At 69.8% G+C, this 25,631-nt stretch carries 25 protein-coding genes; 20 read left to right on the forward strand and 5 right to left on the reverse strand.

What is annotated here, in order from left to right; genetic code table 11:
* Positions 1–84: 84 nt before the first annotated feature.
* A complete protein-coding gene (locus QWU11_RS15975; RefSeq protein ID WP_290108997.1) occupies positions 85–1,299 on the reverse strand; it encodes a CHAP domain-containing protein in 1,215 nt (404 codons plus the stop codon).
* Positions 1,300–1,442: 143 nt separating this feature from the next.
* Positions 1,443–2,084 (reverse strand): hypothetical protein, encoded by a 642-nt coding sequence (locus tag QWU11_RS15980; RefSeq protein WP_290108998.1) that lies wholly within the window; start codon positions 2,082–2,084, stop codon positions 1,443–1,445.
* A 370-nt stretch (positions 2,085–2,454) separates the two neighbouring features.
* On the opposite strand from QWU11_RS15980, the gene QWU11_RS15985 reads away from it, so the two are divergent.
* Complete coding sequence (locus QWU11_RS15985) at positions 2,455–3,012, forward strand: dihydrofolate reductase family protein (RefSeq protein ID WP_290108999.1); 558 nt, start codon at positions 2,455–2,457, stop codon at positions 3,010–3,012.
* A gap of 3 nt (positions 3,013–3,015) precedes the next feature.
* Here the strand turns inward: QWU11_RS15985 and QWU11_RS15990 are convergent, their stop codons facing one another.
* Positions 3,016–3,870 (reverse strand): hypothetical protein, encoded by an 855-nt coding sequence (locus QWU11_RS15990; RefSeq protein ID WP_290109000.1) that lies wholly within the window; start codon positions 3,868–3,870, stop codon positions 3,016–3,018.
* Between the two features lie 353 nt (positions 3,871–4,223).
* Here QWU11_RS15990 and QWU11_RS15995 point away from each other — a divergent pair, with 353 nt between their 5' ends.
* Positions 4,224–5,690: a multicopper oxidase family protein gene (locus tag QWU11_RS15995; protein ID WP_290109001.1), complete on the forward strand. Its 1,467-nt coding sequence runs from the start codon at positions 4,224–4,226 to the stop codon at positions 5,688–5,690.
* A 33-nt stretch (positions 5,691–5,723) separates the two neighbouring features.
* On the opposite strand, the gene QWU11_RS16000 is transcribed toward QWU11_RS15995, so the two are convergent.
* Positions 5,724–6,035: a hypothetical protein gene (locus tag QWU11_RS16000; RefSeq protein ID WP_290109002.1), complete on the reverse strand. Its 312-nt coding sequence runs from the start codon at positions 6,033–6,035 to the stop codon at positions 5,724–5,726.
* 226 nt (positions 6,036–6,261) lie between these two features.
* Here QWU11_RS16000 and QWU11_RS16005 point away from each other — a divergent pair, with 226 nt between their 5' ends.
* The 18 genes from QWU11_RS16005 to QWU11_RS16095 all read left to right on the forward strand — a co-directional run bounded on the left by QWU11_RS16005 (position 6,262) and on the right by QWU11_RS16095 (position 23,841).
* A complete protein-coding gene (locus QWU11_RS16005; protein ID WP_290109003.1) occupies positions 6,262–7,275 on the forward strand; it encodes a hypothetical protein in 1,014 nt (337 codons plus the stop codon).
* Positions 7,272–7,979, forward strand: a complete 708-nt coding sequence (locus tag QWU11_RS16010; RefSeq protein WP_290109004.1) for a hypothetical protein — start codon at positions 7,272–7,274, stop codon at positions 7,977–7,979. The genes QWU11_RS16005 and QWU11_RS16010 overlap by 4 nt, the downstream gene beginning before the upstream one ends.
* 461 nt (positions 7,980–8,440) lie before the next feature.
* On the forward strand, positions 8,441–9,346 hold the full coding sequence (locus QWU11_RS16015) for an ABC transporter substrate-binding protein (protein WP_290109005.1): 906 nt from the start codon (positions 8,441–8,443) through the stop codon (positions 9,344–9,346).
* The gene (locus tag QWU11_RS16020) at positions 9,346–10,161 is read left to right on the forward strand and encodes an ABC transporter ATP-binding protein (RefSeq protein WP_290109006.1); all 816 of its coding nucleotides are present in this window, start codon (positions 9,346–9,348) and stop codon (positions 10,159–10,161) included. Before QWU11_RS16015 ends, QWU11_RS16020 begins: the two co-directional genes overlap by 1 nt.
* Before the next feature lie 3 nt (positions 10,162–10,164).
* Positions 10,165–11,016 carry an ABC transporter permease gene (locus QWU11_RS16025; RefSeq protein ID WP_290109007.1) on the forward strand — a complete coding sequence of 284 codons (852 nt, stop codon included), beginning with the start codon at positions 10,165–10,167 and terminating at the stop codon, positions 11,014–11,016.
* Positions 11,017–11,022: 6 nt separating this feature from the next.
* Positions 11,023–11,880: an amidohydrolase family protein gene (locus QWU11_RS16030; RefSeq protein ID WP_290109008.1), complete on the forward strand. Its 858-nt coding sequence runs from the start codon at positions 11,023–11,025 to the stop codon at positions 11,878–11,880.
* 57 nt (positions 11,881–11,937) lie between these two features.
* Positions 11,938–12,951 carry an ABC transporter substrate-binding protein gene (locus tag QWU11_RS16035; RefSeq protein WP_290109009.1) on the forward strand — a complete coding sequence of 338 codons (1,014 nt, stop codon included), beginning with the start codon at positions 11,938–11,940 and terminating at the stop codon, positions 12,949–12,951.
* Positions 12,952–13,027: 76 nt separating this feature from the next.
* On the forward strand, positions 13,028–14,044 hold the full coding sequence (locus QWU11_RS16040; protein WP_290109010.1) for an ABC transporter substrate-binding protein: 1,017 nt from the start codon (positions 13,028–13,030) through the stop codon (positions 14,042–14,044).
* A 33-nt stretch (positions 14,045–14,077) separates the two neighbouring features.
* The gene (locus QWU11_RS16045) at positions 14,078–14,680 is read left to right on the forward strand and encodes an SRPBCC family protein (RefSeq protein ID WP_290109011.1); all 603 of its coding nucleotides are present in this window, start codon (positions 14,078–14,080) and stop codon (positions 14,678–14,680) included.
* Complete coding sequence (locus QWU11_RS16050) at positions 14,680–15,540, forward strand: aldolase/citrate lyase family protein (protein ID WP_290109012.1); 861 nt, start codon at positions 14,680–14,682, stop codon at positions 15,538–15,540. Before QWU11_RS16045 ends, QWU11_RS16050 begins: the two co-directional genes overlap by 1 nt.
* 26 nt (positions 15,541–15,566) lie before the next feature.
* Positions 15,567–16,610: an amidohydrolase family protein gene (locus QWU11_RS16055; protein ID WP_290109022.1), complete on the forward strand. Its 1,044-nt coding sequence runs from the start codon at positions 15,567–15,569 to the stop codon at positions 16,608–16,610.
* A 22-nt stretch (positions 16,611–16,632) separates the two neighbouring features.
* On the forward strand, positions 16,633–18,291 hold the full coding sequence (locus tag QWU11_RS16060) for a thiamine pyrophosphate-binding protein (RefSeq protein WP_290109023.1): 1,659 nt from the start codon (positions 16,633–16,635) through the stop codon (positions 18,289–18,291).
* A 32-nt stretch (positions 18,292–18,323) separates the two neighbouring features.
* On the forward strand, positions 18,324–19,298 hold the full coding sequence (locus QWU11_RS16065; protein WP_290109024.1) for a hypothetical protein: 975 nt from the start codon (positions 18,324–18,326) through the stop codon (positions 19,296–19,298).
* Positions 19,299–19,324: 26 nt separating this feature from the next.
* Positions 19,325–20,191, forward strand: a complete 867-nt coding sequence (locus QWU11_RS16070; RefSeq protein ID WP_290109025.1) for an amidohydrolase family protein — start codon at positions 19,325–19,327, stop codon at positions 20,189–20,191.
* An 18-nt stretch (positions 20,192–20,209) separates the two neighbouring features.
* Positions 20,210–20,881 carry a GntR family transcriptional regulator gene (locus QWU11_RS16075; protein WP_290109026.1) on the forward strand — a complete coding sequence of 224 codons (672 nt, stop codon included), beginning with the start codon at positions 20,210–20,212 and terminating at the stop codon, positions 20,879–20,881.
* Between the two features lie 60 nt (positions 20,882–20,941).
* Positions 20,942–21,670 (forward strand): VOC family protein, encoded by a 729-nt coding sequence (locus QWU11_RS47310; RefSeq protein ID WP_354670851.1) that lies wholly within the window; start codon positions 20,942–20,944, stop codon positions 21,668–21,670.
* Positions 21,671–21,760: 90 nt separating this feature from the next.
* Positions 21,761–23,053 (forward strand): VWA domain-containing protein, encoded by a 1,293-nt coding sequence (locus QWU11_RS16090; protein WP_290109027.1) that lies wholly within the window; start codon positions 21,761–21,763, stop codon positions 23,051–23,053.
* Positions 23,054–23,055: 2 nt separating this feature from the next.
* Positions 23,056–23,841, forward strand: coding sequence for a hypothetical protein (locus QWU11_RS16095; protein ID WP_290109028.1), 786 nt, complete (start codon positions 23,056–23,058; stop codon positions 23,839–23,841).
* Positions 23,842–23,884: 43 nt separating this feature from the next.
* Here QWU11_RS16095 and QWU11_RS16100 read toward each other — a convergent pair whose 3' ends face one another.
* A complete protein-coding gene (locus QWU11_RS16100; RefSeq protein ID WP_290109029.1) occupies positions 23,885–25,570 on the reverse strand; it encodes an Ig domain-containing protein in 1,686 nt (561 codons plus the stop codon).
* Positions 25,571–25,631: the final 61 nt, after the last annotated feature.

Here is a 25,631-nt window from a genome sequence, read left to right on the forward strand (position 1 = left end):
GTCCTCACCGACGCCCCCCGCCCGCCGCCCTGTGACGCCGACGTGACCCGGGCCGGGCGCCCCCGCGGCCCGGCCCGGGTCAGGTCAGATGTGGCCGCCGGTGTTGGAGGCCCAGGTGCTGCCGCCGGCGGTCTTGTAGAGGACGACGTTCCCGTCGCCCTGGACGACCAGGTACGACGGCCCCCGGCCGCCCGTGTAGGTGGTCCAGACGGCGCCGCCGCCGGCATAGAGGACGAAGTTTCCGTCTCCCTGCACCGTGGCGTCCGCGCCGGGCCGTCCGCCCGTGTTGGTCGCCCAGAGCACGTGGTAGCCCGGCCCGTACAGGACGAGGTTCCCGTCGGCCTGCATCAGCAGGGCGTATCGGCCGTCGGTGGAGCGGAGGTAGCGGCCCGGGTACAGGACCCCTCCGGAGTCGAGCCGGTTGGCGCCGTCGTAGGTGTAGGTGGCGTGGCCGCCGGTGTTGGAGACCCACGTGCTGCCGCCGGCGTCCTTGTAGATGACGGCGTTGCCGTCGTCCTGGAGCTGCAGGTGTGAGGACCCGCGGCCGCCCGTGTCACTCGCCCAGACGACGTCGCCGCCGGATCCGTACAGGACGAGGTTGCCGTCGGCCTGCATCACCGCGTCCTTCACGGCGCGGCCGCCGGTGTTGGTGGCCCAGAGGGGGTGGTAGCCGCCGCCGTACAGGACGAGGTTGCCGTCGTTCTGCAGGATCAGCGTGAACTGCAGGTCGCTGGAGGCGAGGTACTGGTCCGGCAGGAGCATCTCCCCTGCGGCCAGCTGATTCTTGCCGAAGAAGTGCGCACCGCCCACTCCGGCGCCCTGCCCCGAACCACCCTCACCGACGGGAAGGTCCTTGAAGTGGAGGTACGCGGTCGGCGAGCCCGCGGAGACGGTCCGCTCGCTGTACCGGCCCGTGTAGCTGTAGTTGTACTCCTCGACGGTGACGTTCCCTCCGGAGACCGCCTCGACCCAGGCGACGTGGCCAGAGGACCACCAGGCGACCGCGCCGATGGCGGGCGTCGTGTCGACCGGAACGTTCTCGGCCAGAGCGCGCTGCCTCCACTGCGTGGCGTCGGCATGGAAGTCCATCTCGTAACCGTTACGCGAATGCAGGCGCCAGGCCACGAAGGACGTGCACTCGCGGTTCCACTCGCCCCAGGTGTCGGCGACGGAGTCCTGAGCCGTGTTCCTCCATTGGGCCGGATAGTCGTCGGTGCCGGCGAAGGCGACCGGAGCCGTGACCGCTCCGGTCGCCGCGATGACGCCGATCGCCGCTAACAACGTCAGTAGAGAGCGCACTCTGCGCCATACCGCCTTTGGTCCCATGCCGTCCTCCCGTGAATTTCGTGAACTTCACGGGGGACGTTAGTCCGGACCTCCGTTAAGGGCGTCCGGCGATCGATCGACTTTTTCACCGCCGCGGCGTACGACAAAGTCGTAGCTCAGGCACCCGCCCAGACGATCGGCTTCTCGAAGTACGGGGTCACCTTGTTGGCCTTGTTCGGGCCGTTCTTCCACACCACCTGCCGGATGGAGCCGCCGCCCGGCATCAGGTAGGCCAGGCAGCTGCTGTAGGACTTTCCATTCTTGAACGGCTTCGGCGGCGTGATGTCGTCGCACCGGGTGAAGGTGCCCATGAAAATGATGTTGTTCTGCTGCTGGCCGCGGTCGTCGATCGCGTCGAGCGTGACGTCCGGGTCGTTGTTCGTGCCCGTGGGCGCCGTGCTGCTGAGCGTCTTGATCCGCACCTTCACGTAGTACGGCGTCGACTTGCGCTCCTCCGGCTTGAGCTGCACGTTCTTGAAGTCGCCGATCGTGCCCTTCGTGATCGACAGGACGTTGACCTGCAGCTTGAAGCCCTTCTGTGCGGTCTCCAGGCTGCCGCCCGCCGGGACCCAGCCGACGGTCGCGGCCTGGCCGAGCCGCAGATGCGTGCCCGGAGGCGTCAGGCCGGCCGAGCCGGCGGGGGCCGCGTCGGCGGTCGTCTCCGACGGCGCCGGCCCGGCCTTGTCCGAGGACCCCTTGCACGCGACGAGGCCGAATGCCAGCACCGCGACCCCGGTACCTGCGACGACTCGCCTCATCACGATCCCTTTCCGCATGCCCGACGCGAGCGGCATTCCCCGGCCACTCGATTCGCGGTCGTAAAGCCCCGCCGGACGATCCCCAGTAATCGATTTCACCGTTACCCCTGCGTACGCGTTCCGTTGGTCGTGAAGACCGGTCGGAGGTAGCACGATCAATTCCGGAAAGCGGTTCACCGCCCGGAGAGGAAAATTCGGACATTCGCCTACGGGCCATCCGGCGTACGGCGTCCGGCCTGGTGATCGATTGCGCGGCGTGGCCGGATCAGGCCAACACGCGGCTCGCCGATGAGTCTTCTCGAAGCGGCCGCGCGCCTTCGCGGACTGTTACACAATCGCGGTCACCTGGAGGACAGCGGAGGGAACCGCGATGAGAAAGATCGTCTTCTTCATGTCGGTGTCACTCGACGGCTTCATCGAGGGACCGGACGGCGACCTGGACTGGCACATGGTCGACGACGAGGTGCACACCCACTTCAACGAGGAGCTCGCCGCGATGGGCGCCTTCGTGAACGGACGGATCACCTACGACCTGATGCTCGAGTCCTGGCCCACCGCCGACACCGACCCGTGGAGCACCGAGCCCATGCGGGAGTTCGCCCGCATCTGGCGCGACACACCGAAGATCGTCTACTCCCGCTCCCGCGACTACACCGACTGGAACCCCACCGTGATCCGCGAGGTCGTCCCCGCGCAGGTCGCCGAGCTCAAGGAGAAGGCGGGCGGCGACCTGGCGCTCGTCGGCGCCGACATCGCCGCGTCCTTCCGGCGGCACGACCTGATCGACGAATACCGCCTGTTCGTCCACCCGGTCGTCATCGGAGAGGGCAAGCGCCTGTTCCGTACGCGCGAGCCCAAGTTCGACCTCCGCCTCGCGGAGACGCGGGCGTTCGGCAACGGAGTCGTCGGGCTCCGCTACACCCGGTGAGACTCAGGAGGGCACCCGCAGCGTACGGAGGAAGACCGGCAGCAGCCACGGCCGCCGGCCTCCCACGGAGACCTTGCGGGCGAGGACGGCCCGCGGCTTGCTGACCCGGCCGAACATCATCAGCGTGAAGACCGCCGGGTCGAACCTCACCCGTACGTCGGTGTCCTCGCCCGGCGGCTCGGCGGTCACCCGGCCGTTGCGCAGCACGAGGGTGACCGGCTCGACGTAGTCGGACCGGAACTCCACGGCGATGCGGCGGTCGCGCGGCGGCCCGCCGCCGTCCAGGAGCCGCCCCACACCGTTGCGGGCCAGCCCGACCATGAACATCTCGAAGAAGTAGGCCGCGTCCTTCGAGGGGACGGCCCACGGATGCCCGGTCGTACGGGCGATGTCGTGGCCGTGGAGCAGCAGCTCGTTCAGCAGGTGCGCGAAGAGCCCCGCGACCGGGACCTGCGCGCCGCCCAGCCACGTCAGCGGCTCTGACGGGTCGCGCCCCTCACTGCTGTCCAGCATCGTCCCGATGTGGTCGCGCAGCATGGCCGCCAGGACCTGCGGGTCGCGCTCGATGAAGTGCGCCAGCGTCAGGTCGTTGATCGCGTTGACGTCGTCGACCGTGGTCTCGGGCAACCGCTCGGTCAGGCCCGGGACCGGGAGCGGCTCGGCGCCCGGCCCCAGAAGCGTCGTGTTGAGCCAGGCGAGCGAGGTCACGTGCGCGGCGGTCACGGCCACCGACCAGTTCGGTGTCACCTCCGCGCCGGGGTCCTTCGCCGTGGCGACCATCTCGGCGAAGCGGTCCCCGGTCTCCCGTACGGAGGTACGGACTCCCTGCCACTGGTCCTTTTCGATGGTCGCGGCCATGGCGGCTTTCCTTTCTCGTCGCTTCGTGGTGCCGGGCGGATGGCCGGTCCATCGCGCCCCATCACGTCTATGTTTCCTTCTCGCATCTCCTTGAGTGCGATTATGTGAAAGCGAGGAGAGCACACTGGAAGAAGCGTTTTCGAGACCCGGATGCGATGATGCGCGCCGGTGAAAAGTGCGCTATTCGCCTTCGTGCAGGGATGACTGGCTGGCCCGATCCGGCCATGGATCTGGCTATACGGCGCCTTAAGGCATATCCACAATGTTGATGTTCCTGCGCCGACTCGAATTCTCCTGTCCGCGCGAGACGGGTCTTTTTCTCACGCAGTTGTCTTGAGCGACCGGGAGGGCACGTGCTTAGCAGGCGAAAGGTTTTGGCGCTCGGGGGCGTCGTGAGCGGGGCGACGCTCGCCGGTGTGTTCAGGAGCGCCCAGGGCGCGGACGTCTCCTACGACGAGCACCACGGCATGGTCATGCCCAAGTCGCAGCCCTGGCGCGAGGTGACCGACGCGCCGGTGACGCCGTTCACGGTGCCCATGCCGCTGCCCTCGGTCCTGACGCCCACGGCGTCGCACGACGGCTGCGACTTCTACCGGGTCGCCATCCGCACGGCCAACGCGGAGATCATTCCCGGCTTGCAGACCCCGGTGATCGCTTTCGACGGCAGGTTCGTGGGCCCGACGATTCGCGCCAAGGTCGGCCGGCGCGTCTCCGTCACCTTTGACAACAGGCTCGGTGAGGCCGCCAACGTCCACCTGCACGGCGGCCACACCCCGTCGGCCAGCGACGGCTTCTCGATGGACTACATCAACGCGGGCACGCAGCGCGTGTACGACTATCCGAACCTCCAGCGGGGCGCGACCCTCTGGTACCACGACCACGCCATGGGCTTCGAGGACGTCCACGTCTACGCCGGCATGCACGGGTTCTACCTGCTCGACGACCCGGCGGAGAGCCGCTTCGGCCTTCCCGGCGGTCAGTACGACGTCCCGATCATGATCCGCGACGCGCAGATCGACGACACCGGCGCGATGATCAAGCAGGACCCGGACGCGCGGAAGGTGCTGATCGCCAACGGGAAGGCCCAGCCGTACTTCCAGGTCGCCGCCCGTAAGTACCGGCTACGGCTGCTCAACGCCTCGATCTACCGCTTCCTCACGCTGAGCCTCGGCGGCGCGGAGATGATCCAGATCGGCTCGGACGGCGGCCTGCTCCCGGCGCCGGTGTCGCGCACCGAGCTCCCGATGAGCCCGGCGGAGCGCGCGGAGATCGTGGTCGACTTCTCGCGCCATCCGATCGGCACCAAGCTCGTCCTGTCCGACACGATCGGCCCGGTCATGCGCTTCGACGTCACCCGGCACGCCGCCGACCAGAGCCGCGTCCCGGACGCGCTCGTGCCGCCGCCGTCCCTGCCCGCGGCGACCGTGACCCGCGACTTCGCGCTGAGCATGGACCCGGACAACCCGTCGCACTACATCAACGGCAGGACCTTCGACCCGAACCGCGTCGACGTCTCGGTCCGGCGGGGCGCCACGGAGATCTGGCGCGTGACCAACAAGGACACCGACTTCGGCGGCGAACCGGGCGTGACGCTGGACCACAACTTCCACCTGCACCTGGTGCAGTTCCGCGTCCTGGACCGCGACGGCGGACCGCCGCTGCCGGGGGAGTCGGGGCTGAAGGACACGGTCCCGGTGCGGCCGGGGGAGACGGTCCGGCTGCAGGCGACGTTCACCGACTATCCGGGCCGTTACCTGTACCACTGCCACATGATCGAGCACTCCGCGTACGGGATGATGGGCCGCTTCGACGTCGTGTAGGGCGCGGGTGACGGGGGAGCGCGGGCTCCCCCGTCATCGCGTCGTGTCGTGCCCGATCAGCCGGCCCCGGTCGCCGACCGCGTCGGCGGCCGCCTTCGCGACCTCGACCAGCGCGGTGGCACCCGTCGAGGTGACGGCGGTGAGGACGTCGCTCACGACCTCCTGGAACTGCTCCTCCGGCTCCCGGACGCGGATCTCCGCCTCGCCGTCCTCGGCGATGACGACCATGAGGCCGAAGGGCAGGTTCGCGTCGGGGAGGGCGAGCGGCCGGCCGGGCCGCAGGTCGATGACCTGGCCGCCACGGCGGTGGTCCACGACGGACTCGCGGACGATGTCTTCTGACACGGCTGTTCTCCCCCTGAAAACGCTGTCTGCCCTGTTAACCCATTGAACGCACGTCCTCAGGGTACGGGCGGCGGGTGATGGTCACGAAATCGCATCTAAATCGGCGTGTACGCACTTTTTCCATTCGGCCGGGTCGCGTAATGCAATCGCGGAACGCCCGGAACGCGGCAACGGCGTTCCATCATTTGTACTATTGCCCGTGTCGAGCCCCCTGCGGGAGGCAGTGATGCCGGGACGGTCGCATTTGCTGGCGATGTCGCTGGCCGGTGTGGTGTGCTGCCTGGTCGCGCTGGTCATCGCGCACCGGTGGGCGCGGACCGGCGAGCCGATCGCCGCCGATGTCACCGGGTGCGCGGTGTGGTTTCCCGACACGGACGTCTATCGGTGCGACTACCGCTGGAACAAAGACGGACGGCGTTTCTCCGGCCGGTTTCGCGGAGAGAACCGGCCGGACGGAGACGTCGTCCAGGTGTGGATCGACGCAGGCGACCCGTCGCACGTCGAGACCGGAAAGAGTCTGGTGCCGCCGGTCGTGCTGTTCGCCGCGCTGGGCCTGGGGCTGGCGGCGGCGACCACCCGCCTGGCCGGCGCGACTCTCTCGCGCGGCGGCCGCACGGCCGTGTTCGGCGTGGCGCTCCTCACCGCGGCGGCGCCGGCGGCGGTGATCGTCTCACGGGCCGTACGCGAGCCCGGCCCCCGGCCTCCCGCTTCGCGGGGGCCGGCTCCGCGCGCTCCGGTCCTGCGCGCGGTCGAGCCGGCTCCGGCACCCGGCGCCGTCTCCTCCTGTTTCGACGGCGCGCGCCGCGACGAACGGGTCAGCGTCGAGGACATCCGCCACGACACCCGGACCAGCGTCCTGCGGCTGCGCGGCACGGGCGCCGGCGGCACGATGACCGTGCCCGGGATCGTCTGGTCCCTGGATCTCAGCCCCGACGGCACGACCCTCGCCGCCGGAGACACCGACGGCGCCGTACGCCTGTGGAACATCACGACGAGGCAGGTCACGGCCACGTTCGTCGGCGAGGGCTGGATCGACGCGGTGGCCTTCGACCCCGGCGGCACGACGCTCGCGATCGTCGACGGCAACGTCGTACGGCTGTGGGACGTCGCCTCCCTGCACGCCGTCGCCACGTTGTTCGGCCACGGCGTCGGCCTGTACTCCGCGCGTTTCGCCCGAGGCGGCGGGACCCTTCTCGTCTGCGAGGGCGACGGCCTCATACGGCGGTGGGAGATCCGATGACGCTCGCCGTGCTGGCCGGCATCGCCCTGCTGTTCGTCGTCGCGCCCTCTCTTCTGGCGCTGCACCGCGGCTACCGCGCCCGGCGGTGGGTGGCGGAGGTGACACCGGTGCTGACCTGCGCGCAGTTGCGCGAGGACTCTCCTCCCCGCGTGGCGGTGGCGGCACGGACCAGCGCGCAGGAGATCATCCAGGCGCCGGTGTCGGGCGAGGACTGCGTCTGCTTCTGGACCTTCTACCGCCGCGGCACGTACGACGAGTCCGACAACAGGGACACCTGGTACGACGAGCGCCGCGACATGGTCGGCCGCATCGTGATCGAGGACGACACGGGCAGTGCCGTCATCACGCCGGAGCTCGCCGAGCGCACGCTGACCCACGGCCACGACCGAGTGGTGACCACCGCGCACGAGCGGACGTCCGCCCCGCCGGGCGGCGCGGACTCCTGGGTCGAGGAGACCCAGGTGTGGCTGGTACGGCCCGGCGTCCCGCTGTTCGTCATCGGGACGGTGGCGGCCGGCGGCACGCCGACCCTGGACCGCTCCTCGGACCCCGGCGGCGAAGGCGTGGCCGCCCGCTCCCGCGCCGAGGTGCTGGACCACCTCGCCGCGCGGATCGCCCGCTCGGCCGCGGGCGCCGGCGCGACGGCCTTCGCGGGCCTCGTCCTGTTCTCCCTCGGCACCGGCCTGATCCTGATCCACCGCTAGGCAGGCGGGAACCTCCCGCGTGGCCTGATGGCTTAACGGACGGCGATTGTCCAACACTGTTTCGGCACCCAAAGGTGTTGTTCCTGGACATCTTGCAGCTATGAGTCGGCGATGTTACGCTCGCCTCACTTATTGTTCGACAATCACTGATACAGGCTGGCGGGGCGCAGCGCCAAGGAGGCGGGGATGCCGATCGAGCAGCTCGACCTCAGTGGTGAGAACCTCCGCTTAACCGCCGGGAGTGCGCCGGCAGGCGAAATGAGGCGTCTCGTTCAGGGGCACGAGGCGCCGAGCATTCTCCGGTGCCGCTGAGACGGCACATAGCGCTACCTGGAAATCGTCGACGCGCCGCCGGAAGCGCGGCGGGTCGCGGTCTTGATCGAGGGCGGAGAGCGCGTTTCGCGTTCCCCGAGGTGGCCGCTGGAACGACGGATTCTGAAGTCACTGGAAGGTTAGAAGCCTTGAACACGTACACCGTGGCAGTGCGCAACTACGCGCATACGACACCGTTGAAAACGGGCGAGCGCCAGGTCGAGAACTGCCGGCTGGAATTCGTGGAGATCGACCCCATCTACAAGGCGTTCGCGCCGATGGTGCGCGAGCTGAAGTACGACGTGTCGGAGATGGCGATCGCCACGTATCTCCAGGCGCGGGACCAGGGCAAGGCGATCAGCCTCCTTCCGATCGTCATGAACGGCGACTTCCACCACCACTCCCTCTCGCAGTGGCCCGGCGGGCGGATCCAGGATCCGAAGGATCTCGCCGGCCGGCGCGTCGGCGTACGGGCGTACAGCCAGACGACGGGGCTCTGGGTGCGCGGCGTCCTCAAGGAGGAACACGGGATCGACGCCGACCAGGTCACCTGGGTCACCACGGAGGGGCCGCACGTCGCCGAGTACGTCGAGCCCCCGAACGTCGAACGGACCGAGAGCAAGCTCCTCGACCTGCTGCGCGAGGGCGACCTCGCCGCCGCGGTGCTCGGCCCCGTGGCCATCGACGACGACGGCGCCGCGCTCGTCCCCGTCATCCGGGACTGGCGGGAGGCCGAGCATGCCTGGTTCGAGCGCCACGCGACCGTGCCGGTCAACCACATGCTCACCGTCCGCACCGACGTGCTGAAGAACGATCCCGAGGCCGTCCAAGGCATCTACGACGCCGTCACGGCGAGCATCGACGCCGCGAAGGAGGCCGCGAAGAAGGAGGGCCCGGAGACGTCACGGCAGCGCGCCGTCACGTACGGCCTGAACGACGCGCTCTTGTCCGCGCTGAACGTGGCCGTCCGGTACGCCCGCGAGCAACGGCTCATCGAGTCCGATTTCACGGCCGAGGAGCTCCTCGCCGACTTCACGAAATATCTGGACGCCTAATGCCCGCCACCGAGGAGAAGAAGGCCGGCCGCTCCACGAAACTGGCCGTCGAGTCGGTCTCACGCAGCTTCCGGTCGATCGTGAACCGGCGCCGCGCGGAGTTCGTCCCGGTCCTGAACGACATCTCGTTCACGATGTACGAGGGTGAGATCGTCTCGGTCGTCGGGCTGAGCGGGTGCGGGAAGACCACGCTTCTGCGCATCGTCGGCGGTCTGCTGGAGCCCGACGAGGGCACCGTACGGGTGGACGGCGACGCGGTGAGCGGACCGGGCCTCGACCGGGCCATCGTGTTCCAGCAGCCGTCCCTGCTGCCCTGGCGCAACGCCCTGCGCAACGTGGAGTTCGGGCTGGAGCTGAAGAAGGCCGGCAAGAGCGTGCGAACGGAGAAGGCACGCGACGCGCTCGGGCTGGTCGGGCTGCGCGACTACGAGAAGTACTACCCCAAGCAACTGTCCGGCGGCATGCAGCAGCGCGTCGGCCTGGCCCGCGCCCTCGCGGTCGAGCCGGAGATCCTGCTGATGGACGAGCCGTTCTCCGCGCTGGACGCGCAGACGCGCGAGGAACTCCAGATGGAGCTCCTCGACCTGCACGCCCAGACCAAGAAAACGATCATGTTCGTCACCCACGACCTGGACGAGGCGATCTACCTCAGCGACCGGGTGCTCGTCCTGCTGCCGCATCCGGGACGAGTGCACGCGGTGGTCGACGTCGACCTGCCGCGGCCCCGGGCCAACATCCTGGACATCAAGTCCGACCCGGCGTTCATCAAGGCCCGCGACACCGTGGCACGAGGCATTCGTGCGGGAGGCGAATGAATCATGGCGACAGATCGCGCGGTAGCGCAACGCTCCGCGGCCGACGGCGAGTCGGCGACGACGGAGGAGCAGTGGGTACGGCGGCTGCGGCGGGCGGAGCGGAAGCGCACCGGTCTCGTCTGGGCGCTTCGCCTGGCGGTCGCGGCCGTGATCCTCGTGTCGTGGCAGATCATCGGTAAGCGGGACCCGCTGTTCACGTCCTATCCGACCGCGGTGGCCCAGGCGGCGTGGGACGAGACCAGGTCCGGCGCGCTCGGCGGCGCCGTCGCGCGGAGCTTTGAGATCCTCGCGCTCGGGCTGCTGCTCGGCATCGTGGTCGGTGTCGTGGTGGGGCTGATCATCGGGCGGTACTCCCTGATCGCCTCGTCGGTCGAGTGGATCATCAGTGCCCTCAACGCGACGCCGCTGCTGGCCATCATCCCGCTGGTCATCGTGTGGTTCGGGCTCGGCCTGGAGTCGAAGGTGGTCACGGTCTTCGTCCTGACCGTGTTCTCGATGCTCCTGAACACCGCCGCCGGCGTCCACGAGGTCGAACAGAACGTCCTCGACGTGAGCCGGGCGTACGTCGCGTCCGAGAGCCAGGTGTTCCGGAAGATCATCCTGCCGAGCGCCGTGCCGTTCATCATGACCGGCCTGCGGATCTCCATCGGACGTGCGCTCATCGGCACGGTCGCCGCGGAGTTCTTCACCGGGATCTCCGGGCTGGGCGGCCTGATCCAGAAGTACGGGGCCAGCTACCAGACCGACTACATGCTCGTTCCCGTCCTCACGCTGATGCTGCTCGGCGTCATCTTGACCGGGATCGCGCGCTGGCTCGAGAACGTCGTCGCGCCCTGGCGCGAGAGGACCCGGTGACCGGCGATGCCGACGGCCGACATCCACACGCACATCATCTCGCCGGACACCGAGCGGTACCCGATCGCGCCGATGGGCGGCAACCGGTCCTCGTGGTCGGTCGAGCGTCCCGTCGACCTCGACGGGCTGCTCAGGAACCTCGATGAGGCCGCCGTCGAGAAGGCGGTCGTCGTCCAGGCCTCCACGGCGTACGGCTTCGACAACTCCTACGCCGCCGACTCGATCGCCGGGCACGAGGATCGTCTGATCGGCGTGTGCTCCGTCGACTTCCTCGCCGGCGACGCGCTCGACCGGATCGCGTACTGGACCCAGGAGCGCGGCTTCGCCGGTGTCCGCATCCGCGCGGCCGACGGCACCACGCCCGTGGGCCGGAGCACGCGGCTCGACGACCCGCGGCTGGAGCCCGTCTGGTCGCACCTGGAGGCGGAGCGGATCCCGGTCTGCGTCCAGATGCACTCCCATCACGCGCCCACGCTGCTCTCGGTCCTCGGGAGCTTCCCGGACCTCGTGATCGCTCTCGACCACGGCGCCCGGCCGCGTCTCGACGGCGGACCGCCGTACGCGGCGGCCGAAGAGCTGTTCGGGCTCGCCGCGTACAAGGGCGTCTTCTTGAAGATCACGCCGGTGACGGTCCAGCGTGCCGACAAGGAGCCCGGCGGCGACGGCGGCAGCCTCGTCAGGCGGCTGGTCGACGGTTTCGGCTCCGAACGCGTCGCCTGGGGCTCCAACTTCCCGGCCTCGAAGGGCGCCCTGGCCGACCTGCGCGGTGTCGTCGAGGGCGCGATCGGCGGGCTCACCGAAGAAGAACGGTCCGACATCTTGGGGCGGACCGCCGCCCGCATCTACCCCCGGCTCGCGGTCTGAGCATCCCTCTGATCTGCCCGGAAGGCAGATCGCTCCTTGCATGACACGGAGATGGCTATGGACAATTCGCTTTCGCGGCGCTCCTTCCTGGGCGTGACGGCAGGTGCCGGCATCGTCGGCGCGACGGGACTCCTGACCGCCGGCTGCTCGGACGCCGGGGGCGGTGGCGGCAACTCGGTCCGGATCGTGAACACGGCCGCGACCGCCTCGCTCACCATCAACCACCTCATGGACGAGCTCGGCTACTTCAAGAGCTTCGGCGTGAACCCCTCGATCAAGAACGTCAGCTCCGGGAACCAGGTCGTGGCGGCGCTCGGGTCGGGCTCGGGCGACATCACCGTCCTGAGCGGCTTCATCGGCGTGTTCCCCGCGATCGAGAAAGGGATGAACCTCAAGGCGCTCGCCGGCACCCAGGTGATCGCGACGGAGGCGTTCTTCACCGGGAACCCGCAGATGAAGTCATTCCACGACCTGGCCGGCAAGACGCTCGGCGTGGGAGCCGTCGGCTCGCAGCTGTACGACGGCTTCATGGCCCTTCTCAAGAAGTACGACATCCCGCAGAAGAGCGTGACGTTCCGCAACGTCGGGAGCAGCGCGGACTCCTTCAAGGCGGTCATGGCCAAGCAGATCGACTGCGGCTACGGCCAGGTGGGCGACCAGGCGCTCGCGCAGAAGAAGGGCGTGCGGATGCTCAACACCGTCAACGGCGAGCTTCCGCTGTACATCAACCAGGGCGCGGTGGCCTCGGCCAAGGCGGTCAAGAGCAAGCGCAAGGCGCTGGTGAAGGTGCTGGCGTCGTACGCGAAGCTCTTTGAATACCTCACGACTCCCGGATCCAAGAGCAAGTACGTCGCGGCCTACGTCGCCGCCGGCGGAAGCCAGGACGAAGGTGAGATCGAGTGGCAGTTCATCAACCAGAACAAGGCCTACTCGCCGACGCTCGACCTACCGGTCGCGAAGGCGAATTACGTGCAGCAGCTGAACGTCGAGGCGGGCAGCCAGAAGAAGGTGATCCCGTACGAGAAGTACACCGACCTGAGCCTTCGGAAAGAAGCGCTGGCGCTGTTGTAAGAGCAGTTCATGCCGGAAGGACCTCATCGATCTGCCAGGGCGGCAGGTCGTCCCCTTGACGTAAACGGAGACGGTCATGAACCAATCGCTCTCGAGACGCACCTTCCTGGGCGCGACGGCCGGCGCCGGCCTCGTCGGCGCGGCGGGCTTCCTCACCGGCTGCTCTGACGGCGGTGGCGACGACAACGGCTCGATCAAGATCATCAACACCTCCGCCACCGGCGCGATCGCCATCAACCACCTGATGGACGAGGGCGGCTACTTCAAGAGCTTCGGCGTGAACGCCAAGGTCACGAACGTCAGCGCCGGCAACCAGGTGCTGGCCGGAGTCGCCTCGGGCTCGGCCGACGTCACCATCCTGAGCGGCCTCATCGGCGTCTTCCCGGCGATCGAGAAGGGCCTGAAGCTCAAGCTGCTGGGCGGCACGCAGGTGGTCTCGACCAGCGCGCTCTTCAGCGGGAATCCGCAGGTCAAGTCGGTCCGCGACCTGTCCGGCAAGACCCTGGGCGTGGGAGCCGTCGGCGCCGAGCTGTACGACGTCTTCGTCGCCCTGCTCGCGAAGTACCAGATCTCGCCGAAGGACGTGACCTTCCGCAACGTCGGCAGCAGCGCGGACTCCCTGAAGGCCGCGCTGGCCAAGCAGATCGACTGCGGCTACGGGCAGGTCGGCAACAAGGCGCTGGCGGAGACGAAGGACGTCCGGATGATCGCCACCGTCAACGAGGAGCTCCCGCTCTGGATCAACCAGGGGGCGGTGGCCTCGGCCAAGGCGGTCTCGGGCAAGCGCAAGACACTGGCCAAGACCCTGGCCGCGTACGCGAAGCTCTTTCAGTACCTCACCACCGCCGAATCGAAGAGCAAGTACGTCGCGGCCTATGTGGCCGCCGGCGGGAGTCAGCCCGAGGGCGACCTCGAATGGCAGTTCATCAACCAGAACAAGGCCTACTCGCCGACGCTGGACCTGCCGATGGACAAGCTCAACTTCATCCAGCAGCAGAACGTCAGGAACGGCAGCCAGAAAAAGGTCCTGGACGCCAAGGAATACACCAACACGAGCATCCGGACCGACGCGCTGGCGTTGCTGAAGGGGTAACGGAAGCAAGCTATCCGATCGGGGTTCACTGCATTGATAAGAATCGCGGAAGAGATCGCCGTCCCGAGTCCGCCGGAACGCGTCTGGGCGGTCGTGTCGGATCCTTCGGACGTCGTTTCCTGCGTCCCCGGGGCCGAGCTCGGCCAGGCCCATGACGATGGTTCGTTCGACGGGGTCCTGGTCGTCAAGTTCAGCGCGATCCGGGTGAAGTTCGCCGCCCGGATCTCCCTCGAACTCACCGAGTCCGAGCTCGAGGGCCGCCTGTCGGCCCGGGGCCGGGACGGGCAGGGGGCCACGCGCTTCAACGGCCACGCCACGTTCCAGGTGGCCGAGGGCGCGGACGCCGGGACCTCGCGCGTGATCGTGGACGGCGAGGTGAACCTCACGGGCAAGCTCGCCTCGCTGATCGAGTCGGGCGCGGGAGTCGTGGTGTCCCGGATGACGAAGGAGTTCTCGGCGCAGCTCGTCGAACGCTGTGCCGAGCCAGACGTACCCGCCGTGTCCCCCGACGTGCCGCCCGCGCCGGTGGTCGTCGCGCCGGCACCGCGAACCGGCCTGGCCGCCCGGCTGCACGCCTGGTGGACCCGGCTGACGAACCGGCGGCGGCCGGCGGAACAGACGAAGGAGGCCGGATAGTGGCAGCGTCCAGGCTCAACGGCGTGATCGGCGGGCTGGAGGCGGGCCGGCACGTCTTCGCGGCCTTCGCGCCGCCCGAGCCTGCCGCCGCGATCGAGTTCAGCACCACCGCGTACGACGCCCTGGTCTTCGAGACCGAGCACCGGCCCTGGGACGCCACCGCGCTCAGGGACAGCCTGCAGTACCTCCTCAACCGGCGGCAGATCTTCGAGGCCGAGAGCCTCGCGCCGGCCCGCACGCCGCTCGTCCGTATCCCGGTCAACGGCGTCGAGAAGGCGCAGTGGCATGCGAAACAGGCGCTGGACCTGGGCGCGTACGGGATCGTGTGGCCGCACATCGCCTCGGTGGAGGAGGCCCGCAACGCGGTCGCGGCCTGCCGGTTCCCGCGGCTCCCGGACGACCCCCGCTTCGAGCCCGCCGGCCTGCGCGGCGACGGCCCGACGGCGGCGGCGCGTTACTGGGGCGTCTCGAACGCCGAGTACTACGCGCGGAGCGACGTCTGGCCGCTCGACCCGGACGGGGAGATCCTCGTCGTCATCATGATCGAGGACCAGCGCGGCATCGAGAACCTGCCCGCGATCCTCGACCAGGTGCCGGGGATCGGGCTGGTCCTCATCGGCGAGGGCGACATGAGCCAGGAGCTGGGCATCCCCCGCCAGTACGAGCACCCGCGCATGCGCGAGTGCAAGCGCCGGATCCTGGAGATCTGCGGCGAGCGGGGGGTCGCCGTCGGCCATCCGCACGTGACGGCCGGCAACGTCGAGCAGGTGCTGGCCGACGGCTACCGCTTCCTCATGTCCGCGCCGGTGCGGACCCACCCGGCGCTCGACCTGGGCCGGACGCTGACCGGCCGCGCCTGAGCCACCCACGGATTCGGAGACTGCCAGTGTTCATCGACTGTCACGGTCACTTCACCACGGCTCCTCCCGCGCTCGGGCAGTGGCGGGAGCGGCAGATCAAGGCGTTCGAGGAGTCGGGCGCGCGAGTGTCGCCCGACGAGCTCGACATCGGCGACGACGCGATCCGCACCGCCATCGAACAGGGGCAGCTGAAGCTCCAGCGGGAGCGCGGCGTGGACGTCGCGCTGTTCTCCCCGGGCGCGGGAAAGATGGCCCACCACTACGGCGATGCGGAGACCAGCCTGGCCTGGTCGCGGGTCAGCAACGACCTGATCAGCCGGGTCTGCGGGCTCTTTCCCGACCGGTTCGTCGGAGTGTGCCAGCTCCCGCAGTCGCCGGGGGAGGCCCTGGCGTCCTCGGTACGCAGCTCGGCGGCCGAGCTCGAACGGTGCGTCGAGGAGCTCGGTTTCGTCGGGTGCCTGCTCAACCCCGACCCGTCGGACGGGTACTGGCAGTCGCCGCCGCTGACGGACAAGGTCTACTACCCGCTCTACGAGAAGATGGTGGAGCTCGACGTCCCCGCGATGGTCCACGTGGCGATGTCGCGGAACCCGGCGCTGCAGGGCACCTGCGCGCACTATCTGAGCGGCGACACCGCGGTGTTCATGCAGCTCTGCCTCTCGGAGCTGTTCACCGACTTCCCGACACTGAAGTTCATCATCCCGCACGGCGGCGGCGCCGTCCCGTACCACTGGGGGCGGTACCGCGGCGTGATGCAGGACCAGGGGCGGCCTCCGCTGGAGGAGCTGGTGCTGCGCAACGTCTTCTTCGACACCTGCGTGTACCACCGGCGCGGGCTCGAACTGCTGCTGGACGTCATCCCCGCCGAGAACGTCCTGTTCGCCTCGGAGATGATCGGCGCCGTCCGCGGAGTGGACCCGGAGACGGGCCACCGGTTCGACGACACGAAGTACCTCCTGGAGTCCATCGAGTCGCTGGGCGACGCGGACCGGCGGGCGGTGTTCGGCGGCAACGCGCTGCGGGTCTTCGGACGGCTGGAGGGCGTGCTGAAGTCCCGGGGCCGAGTGTGACCTATCCGAAGGAGCTGGGGAATTGAAGGCTTATGAAGCGCTCGCCGAGGCGTTCGTCAGGGAGGGTACGCGCGACGTCTTCGGCATGATGGGCGACGCCAACATGCACTGGATGAACGCCCTCGCGCAGCGGGGCGTCCGCCTGTACGAGGTGCGCCACGAAGGGTCCGGCCTCGGCATGGCGGACGGATGGGCGCGTACGGCCGGGGCCCCGGGCGTCGTGACGACGACCAGCGGGCCGGGCACGTCGCAGCTGGCCACCTCGATGATCGTGGCGAGCCGCGCGCGTACGCCCCTGGTCGCCTTCTGCGGAGAGACGACCTGGGGCGACCAGGGCGCCGTGCAGTATCTGGACCAGCGGCGATTCGCGGCCGCGATCGAGTGCGAGTTCGTCCACCTCTCCCGGCCCGACCTCGCGGAGGAGGCCGTGCAGCGCGCCTTCTACCTCGCGCGAACCGAGTCGCGGCCGGTCATGCTCAGCGCGCCCATCGACGTCCAGACGAAGGACTACGGCGAGGAGGACCTCGACTCCTACGTCCCCTCGACGGACCTCATCACCCGCCCCCGGCTGCTGCCCGATCCGGACCGCGTCGCGACGGCCGGCGACATCGTCGAGGCGAGCAGGCGCGTCGTGATCATCGCCGGGCGGGGAGCGCGCGCCGCGGGCGCCGCGGAGCAGATCCTCCGCCTCCAGGAGCAGACCGGCGCCCTGCTGGCCACCACGTTGCAGGCCAAGAACTGGCTGTGCGGCGACACCGACTACCACGTGGGGATCTCCGGGCTGTTCGGCAGCAAGGTGGCGATGGAGCTCCTGCAGGAGGCCGACTGCGTGATCGCGGTCGGCGCGAGCCTGAACCACTACACGATCGAGCACGGCTACCTCTTCCCCGAGGCGAAGTACGTGCAGGTCGACACCTCGCCGCACATCGTCATGGGCAACGGCGCGGTGGCGGACTGCTACATCCAGGCCGACGCGGTCACCGCCCTCACCGAGCTGAGCCGGGCCCTGGAGAAGCGGTCCGTACGCCACGAGGGCTTCCACACCGACGACGTGCTGCGGCGGCTGACCGCTCCGCTCCAGGAGCCCGCGGAGTACCAGGGCGAGCGGGACCGTCTCGACCCCCGCGAGGCCATCCGGGTCATGGACGCCGAGATCCCCGGCGAGATCGGGCTGGTCCTCGGCAGCGGCCACCAGGTCGACTTCGGCACCATGCTCTTCCAGCGGTCGCGGGAGGTGCTGTCGAACTACGGCATGTTCGGCGCCATCGGCCAGGCCCCGCTGCTGACGATCGGGTCGATCGTGGCCAGTGGCGGCAGGCCCGCCTTCGTGGTCGAGGGCGACGCCAGCTTCCTCATGCACCTGCCGGAGTTCGAGACCGCCTGCCGGTACGGCCTGCCGATCCTGGTCGTCGTCATGAACGACGAGGCGCTGGGCGCGGAGTACCACAAGCTGCGGGTCAACGGCCTGGACCAGGAGCTCGCGGTGATCCCGACGCCGGAGCTGGGAGACGTCGCGGTGGCGCTCGGCGGCAGTGGCGCGACGGTCCGTACGACGGACGAGCTCAGCGCCGCCCTGGCGGACTACGTGCGCGACCCCCGGCCCACCGTGATCGACGTCCGGATCACCAGAAACGTGCTCAGCGTCCCGTACCGCCGGCTCTGGTACGGGGAGAACGTGTGAACGACGCCGGCCACTCGATCGAAAGGCGGAAGATGGACAAGCTTTCCGTGGCTCTCGGGGAGTACCCCCACGGACAGGCCCTGCTCGACGGCGACGTCGCGGTGGAGGGGTACCACGTCGAGCCGGTGGAGGTCAGGCCGATCATCGGCGCGTACCGCCGCATGATCCGGGACCTGGAGTTCGACGTGTGCGAGCTGGCGCCGGCGTCGTACCTCATGGCCCGCCAGGAGGGGGTGCCGCTCACCGCGGTGCCCGTCTTCCTCAACCGGCGCTTCCACCACGGCGACGTGCAGTGCGCCGTGGGCTCGGGCATCCGGGTCCCGTCGGACCTGGAGGGACGCCGGATCGGCGTCCGCGCGTACACCGTGACCACGGCGGTGTGGGTGCGCGGGGTCCTCCAGGAGGAGTACGGCGTGGACATCGGGAAGATCACCTGGGCGGTGGACGACGACGACCACATCGAGGGCCGGGCCCCGGCCAACGTCGAGCGGGTCACCGACGGCCGCTCCCTCGGCGAGCTCCTGCGCGCCGGGGAGATCGACGCCGCGTTCACCGGCAACGCCGGCACGGGCCGGGCCGGCGCGCCGCGGGCCGGCTGGACGGCGACGGCAGCGTCCCCCGCGGCGGACGACGGCCCCTATCCGCTCTTCGCCCAGTCCGAGGTGCTGGCCGCCGACTGGTACCTCCGTACGGGGATCTATCCGCTGCACTCCCTGATCGCGCTCCGCTCCGACCTCGTCGAGCAGAACCCCGGCCTGCCGACCGCTCTCTACGCGGCGCTGGCCGAGAGCAAGCGGCGGCAGGTCGCCGCGGACCCGGAGTGGTCGGCGCTCAAGAGGTTCGCCCGGCAGGCGGAGCAGATCCACGGCGATCCCGTCCCGTACGGCCGCGCCGCGAACGAGGCGAGCCTGGAGGCGATCGTGCGCTTCTCCCGTGAGCAGGGCCTGCTAGACGCGGACTTCCCCGCGGACCGGCTCTTCGCCGAAGGCGACTACCCGGACGCGTAGCCACACCACTCGGAGAGGTTGGAACCATGGATGTCGTCGACACGCACTGCCACATCATCGCGGAGGACCTGACCGCGTACCCGCGGGCGCCGCTCGGCGGGAGGCAGTCGGAGTGGGCCGCGGCCCGGCCGGTCACCGCGGAGGGCCTGCTCGCCCGCATGGACGAGGTGGGCATCCGCCAGGCCGTCCTGGTGCAGGCCACCACGGCGTACGGCTATGACAACTCCTATGTGCTGGACAGTTTCCGGCGTGCGCCGGACCGCTTCATCGCCGTGGGCACCTTCGACCCGCTGGAGCCCGGGGCCGGCGCGCGCCTGGTGGCGGGCTGCCGCGACGACGGCCTGGCCGGAGTACGGCTGTTCACGAGCGGCAGCACCGTACCCACGCAGGGCGAGTGGTTCGCCGCGCCCGAGACGCAGGAGTTCTGGGAGGCGGCCGGCGAGCTGGGCATCACCGTCTGCCTGCAGATGCGCCTCGGCCCGGCGACGAAGCAGCTGGTGTCGGTGCTGGAGAGATTCCCCTCCGTACGGGTGCTCCTCGACCACATGGGATACCCCGACATCGCCGCCTCGCCGTCGCGCGCGGGGAAGGAGGTGGCCGAGCTCGCGCAGAACCCCGGCCTTCACCTCAAGCTCACGCACCGGAACCTCGAACGGCTGCGGGACGCCGGGGAGCGGGCGGACGATTTCCTCCAGCCGGTGCTGAGCGCGTTCGGCGCGGAGCGGATCGCCTGGGGCTCCAACTGCCCGGCCGCTGAACAACCGCTGACGGAACTCCTCGAACTCGCGCAGAATGTCCTGGGAACCCTGCCGGAGGAGGCTCGCGAGCAGATCTTCGCGGGCACGGCCCGGCGGCTGTATCCGGGGCTCGGCACGGCCCAGACTTCCAACTGAGGTACATAGGCGATCACTGTGGATCAGAGCGGCAACAACGGCATCGCGGAGACGACCCGAGGGTCGGCCACCCGGTACAGCCAGGCATATGAGGGGCTGCGCTCGCTGCTGCTGTCCGGGAGCATCGAACCCAACACGCGGCTGACCGAGGCGGACCTGACCGGGATGTTCAACGTCTCGCGCGGCACGATGCGCTCGGTCCTGGTGCGGCTCGTGCAGGAGGGCTACGTCACCAGCGAGGTCAACCGCGGCGTACGGACGAGGAGCTTCTCGGTCGAGGAGGCGGCCGACATCCTGGAGGCGCGGGAGACGCTGGAGTCCGCCCTGGCCGGAAAGGCCGCGGAGCGGGCGACGGAGGAGGACGTCCGCGAGCTCCGCACGACCCTCACCGCGATGGAGGAGGCCCAGGCCCGCGGCGACCAGGCGGAGTACTCCAAGGGCAACCGGAGGTTCCACCAGCAGGTGAAGGAGGCAGCGCACCAGAGAACCCTGGCGCGGGCGTACGACGGCCTCCTGTATCCGCTGGTGATGCGGCAGTACCGCAACATCTCGGCCCCGCACCCGCGACGGGGCTCGCTGGAGGAGCACCAGGCCATCTTCCTGGCCATCCTGACCCACAACGCGGACGCGGCCGTCGCCACCATGCGCCACCACGTCAGCTCGGCCCGCCAGCAGCTGCTCCTGGAGTAGCCGGCGGCGAGTGTCGGACCCGCCGGGGAGGATGGGGGAACCGACGACGAGGGAGAGCACATGATCGCCGAGCTGAAGGCGGTGGCGTTCGACGCGCCGGACATCGCCGCGGAGGCCGACTTCTACACCGCCCTGGCGGGCTGGACGCAGAAGTACGCCGACGACGAGTGGATCACGATGATGACGCCGGACGGGTGGCGCATCGCGTTCCAGCGCGCGCCGGACCACGTGGCGCCCCGGTGGCCCGACCCGGCGGCGCCGCAGCAGGCCCACCTCGATCTACGCGTGCCCGACATCGACGCCGCCGCGGACCGGGCGGTCTCGCTCGGCGCGACGCTGCTGCGGCGCAACGAACGCTGGCACACGCTCGCCGACCCGGCCGGTCACCCGTTCGACCTGTGCGTCAAGGAGGACGACCCGAACACGACGGTGATGGGCGTGATGCTCGACTGCCCGGACGCGACGGCGCTGAGCGCGTTCTACTCCGAGCTGCTGGGCAAGCCGGTCACGTACGAGGGGCCGGGCGTCGCGATGATCGGCGAGGACGGAAAGATGCCCGTGCTGTTCCAGCAGGTCGAGGACTACCGGGCGCCACGCTGGCCCGACCCGGCCGCGCCGCAGCAGGTCCACTTCGACCTGCTCGTCGAGCGCGCCGACCTGGAGGCGGCCGAGCGGGCGGCGTTCGCGATCGGCGCGGTGAGGCTGCCGGGTGAGGGCGACGACTGGCGTGTGTACGCGGACCCCGCAGGCAAGCCGTTCTGCCTCACCTGGAACGAGGTGCCGGAGTAGCCGATCGGATCCGGCGCCACGAGGTTCGCCGGTCACCAGGCGTGAATGTGCGGATTATGCTGCCTGTCCCAAGATCATTAAGATCCCCGGGTGATCAACAGACGAGGCCCCGCGGCCAGTGTGCTCGTGGGCATGCTGGCCGCCTTGACGATAGCCGCAATGCCGCCGGCCTCCGCTGGGGAACCGACGGAAGAGGAAGCGCCGAAGGTCGAGCTGGTGCTGGACTCCAGCGGCTCGATGCGCGCCACCGACATCGACGGCCGCAGCCGGATGTCGGTCGCCCAGCAGTCCTTCGACGAGGTCGTGGACGCGCTGCCCGAGGAGACGCAGCTCGGCATCCGCGTCCTCGGCTCGCGCATTCCCGTGGCGAACAACCAGGCTCTCGGCTGCCGGGACACCCAGCAGATCATGCCGGTCGCCACGGTCGACAAGGCCAGGGCCAAGTCCGCGATCGCCACGATGCGGCCCACCGGCTGGACGCCGATCGGCCTCGCCCTCCGCGGCGCCGCCCGTGACCTGGGTACGGGCGAGACCACCCGGCGGATCGTCCTCATCACCGACGGGGAGGACACGTGCGGGTCGCCGGGCCCGTGCGACGTCGCGCGCGAACTCGCCGCCCAGGGCACGCACCTGATCGTGGACACGCTCGGGCTCACCCTCGACGACAAGGTACGCCGCCAGCTCACCTGCATCGCCGGCGCCACCGGCGGGACCTACACCGCCGTCCAGCACCAGACCCAGCTCACCAGCCGGCTGAACCAGCTCGTACGGCGGGCGCACGACACGTACCGCCGTACCCCGCGCCAGGTCGGCGGCAGCAGCCGGTGCGCCAACGCCCCGATCCTGAGCCCCGGCGTCTACGCCGACCGCGAGCGCTTCGCCGAGCACCGCTGGTACCGCGTCGCGGTCGCGCCGGGACAGGAGCTGCGCGCCTCGGTGAGCGTCGCGCTCGACCGCACGCTGAACCCCGACTACGGGGTGCTGCTGCGTGCGGTGTCCACGAGCGGGCAGGAGATCGTCCGCGGGACCGACGCGGGCAGCGGGCGTACGGACGTGCTGTCCACCGGGCTGCGCTGGTCGGACCAGCGGTCCTCGGCCACGCCCGAGCCCTCGACGTCGACCGAGACCGGCACCGAGACCGCGACGAACCTGGTCTGCCTCGTGGTGAGCAACTCCTTCTCCGTCCCCGCCGGCGTCCAGACCGCGCCCGGGATGCCACTGGAACTGACCGTCGGCGTCGTGCCGTCCTCACCCACCCCCGGCGGCCCGTCCCTGGGCCGCGGCTGGCTGCTGCTGGTCGTCCTCGCCGGCGCCGGCCTGTTCGGCGGCCTGCTCACCGGATGGCTGGCCCGCTGGCGGGTCGCCGTCTGGAAGGAGAACTGACCATGCGCGCCGCCCTTCTTCTGAGCCTGCCGTTCGCGGGCCTCGTGGCACTGGCCGGGCCCGCCCTCGCGGAGGAGACCCCGACGCCGAGTCCCAGCGCCACGGTCACCACCGCCGGGACGTCCTTCCTCACCGCGACCAAGGTGGAGGCCGACCAGCCCGTACGGGTGTCCGGCTCCACCGGCGACTACCAGTACTGGTCCTACGAGGCCGCCGCCGGAGAGACGGACCGGCTGGCCATCACCATCACCCTGCCGCCGGGTTCGAGCCGGCACGGCCCGGCCACCTGGACGGTCGACGTCTTCGACGGCCTGCGCCGCCGTCAGGCGTGCACGGCCGGTTCCCAGACCTCCACCGCGGCGACGGGCACCGGGACGGTCGCGCTCCACTGCCTCCTGCGGCAGGTCCGCTCGTGGGCCGACCCCTGGTCCGACGAGCCGCTGCCGGGCACCTACTACGTACGCCTGTCGGCGACCGGGCTGCCGGAGCAGGACCTCGGCCTGCCGATCCAGACGGACGTGACCCTCGACGCGCACGGAGGCGACGCCCAGCCCGACAACGCGAAACTGAAGGCCCCGCTGTCCCCGAAGGTTGACCCCGGAGCCACCGTGGCGCCGCAGGCCGCGCCGTCGGCGAGCCCGGAGGCCGGCCCGCTGCAACGCGCGAAGGGCTGGTTCTCCTGGCCGTCCGGCCGCTGGTGGTGGACGATCGGCGGCGGAGTGCTGGCCGCGATGACCGGCGTTGGCGGCTACAGCCTGACCCGCCACCCTCGCCGCTGGTTCCGCTGAGACCGGCCGGGCCCTTCGCGGGCCCGGCCGGACTTCACGCGTGTCAGGTGGTGGTGAGGGCGGTGTCGTCGAGGACGAACGAGGTCTGCTTCTCGTAGTCCTCGGCGCCGGTGAACTTCAGCGTGATGGTCTGGCCGATGTAGCCGTTCAGGCTGACGCTGTGCTGCGTGTAGCCGGTGACGGGGTTGAGGTTGGAGTACGTGGCCAGCGTGGCCAGGACCGTGCCCGAGGCGTTGACGAGCTGGACCTTCAGCGTGTCGTACGCCGTGGTGCCGGTCTCGGCCGTGTCCACGTGCAGCCAGTACGAGAGCGTCGCCGAATGGGCCGCCGAGGGGATGGTGACCTGCTGGCTCAGCGTGTCCGTCGTGGTCGTGCCGTAGCCGTCGAGCCAGGCGTCCCACGAACCCGAGCGCGCCGGTTCCTTGGTCCCGCTGTAGATGACCTTGGTGGTGCCGGTCCAGGGCGCGGCGGTGCCGGTCTCGAAGCCCGGGTTGCCGAGCAACTGCGAGCCCCCGCCTCCCGAGCCGCTGATCGTCCAGGTGAATGACGCCGAGCCGGAGGGGCCCGTGGAGTCGGTCGCGGTGACGGTGACCTGGCTCGTGCCGGCGGTGGTGGGCGTACCGGAGATCAGGCCGGTCGACGCGTTGACGGACAGGCCCGCGGGCAGGCCGGTGGCCCGGTAGGACAGGGTGCCGCCGGCGTCGTCGGAGGCGGAGATCTGCAGGCGGGCGGCGGTGCCGACCGTGCCGGTCTGGGCTCCGGGGTTGGTGACGGTGACCCCGCCCGGCGGCGTCGAGGTGGAACCCGCGGCGAGCCAGGCGGTCGTGTTCAGGCCGATCGCGGCGTCGGTGCCCGCGGGGTCGTTCCAGCCGTCGTACAGGGTGTTGCCCGACTGCCCGGTGCCGTCGTCGATGGTGGAGCTGTCACCCCAGATGGCGACCCGGCCGCTGCCGAACGTGCTGCTGACGAGGAACGCCCCCGTGTTGCCCGAGGGGGTCGCGCCGGTGAGGTACACCAGCCCCTTGACGTTCGGGTTGTCGGCGGGGTGCAGCGTGAACGTGGTGCCGTTCCGCAGGATGCTGCCCTTCACCGTGCCGAACGGGCCGTTGATGATCGGGTTCGAGGTGTCCTTGATCGCCACCGGGTTGTCGGTGGTGATGTTCAGCAGGTCGACCGAGAAGCCGAACGGGTCGGTGTTGTCCACGCCGTTGCCGGTCAGCAGGTCGTTGATGACCTTGGGGGAGTCCCAGCCGTCACTGTTGCGGTCGCTGCCGGTGTGGTCGGAGATCAGGAAGAGGCCGCCGCCGTTCTGGACGAACCGCATGACCGCGGTCTTCTCCGCGGTGCTGAGCTGGACGTTGGGCTCGGGCAGCACGAACGTGTCGAAGTTGGACAGGTCGAGGGCGCTCGAGGTGTTCCCGTACGTGATGGTGTTGCCGCTCGGCAGCGTCTTCAGGCTGTACTGACCGCTCTTCTGCAGAGCGACGCCCCAGGAGGACAGCGCGCCGGTCCAGTCGGTCTCGGCCTGGGGCGTCGAGTCCTGCTGGAGCGGGTCGGGCTGGCTGGTGCTGATGATCCAGTCGGCATTTCCGGCCGTCTCGGCCTTGGTGTTGTCGAACAACACGCGGTGGACGGTGGCGGCGGGCGCCGGCGGGCGGTCCGGCGCCTTGGCGAGGACGGGGGAGCCGACCGAAACGGTCAGGCCTAGTACGGCCGCCCAGAGAAGCACTTGTCTAGGACGGCGGGACAGGGAAATGCGCACGACGCCTCCTGGCGGGAGAAGCGGGCTG

Source organism: Actinomadura sp. DC4, assembly GCF_030406325.1.
GTDB lineage: Bacteria > Actinomycetota > Actinomycetes > Streptosporangiales > Streptosporangiaceae > Actinoallomurus.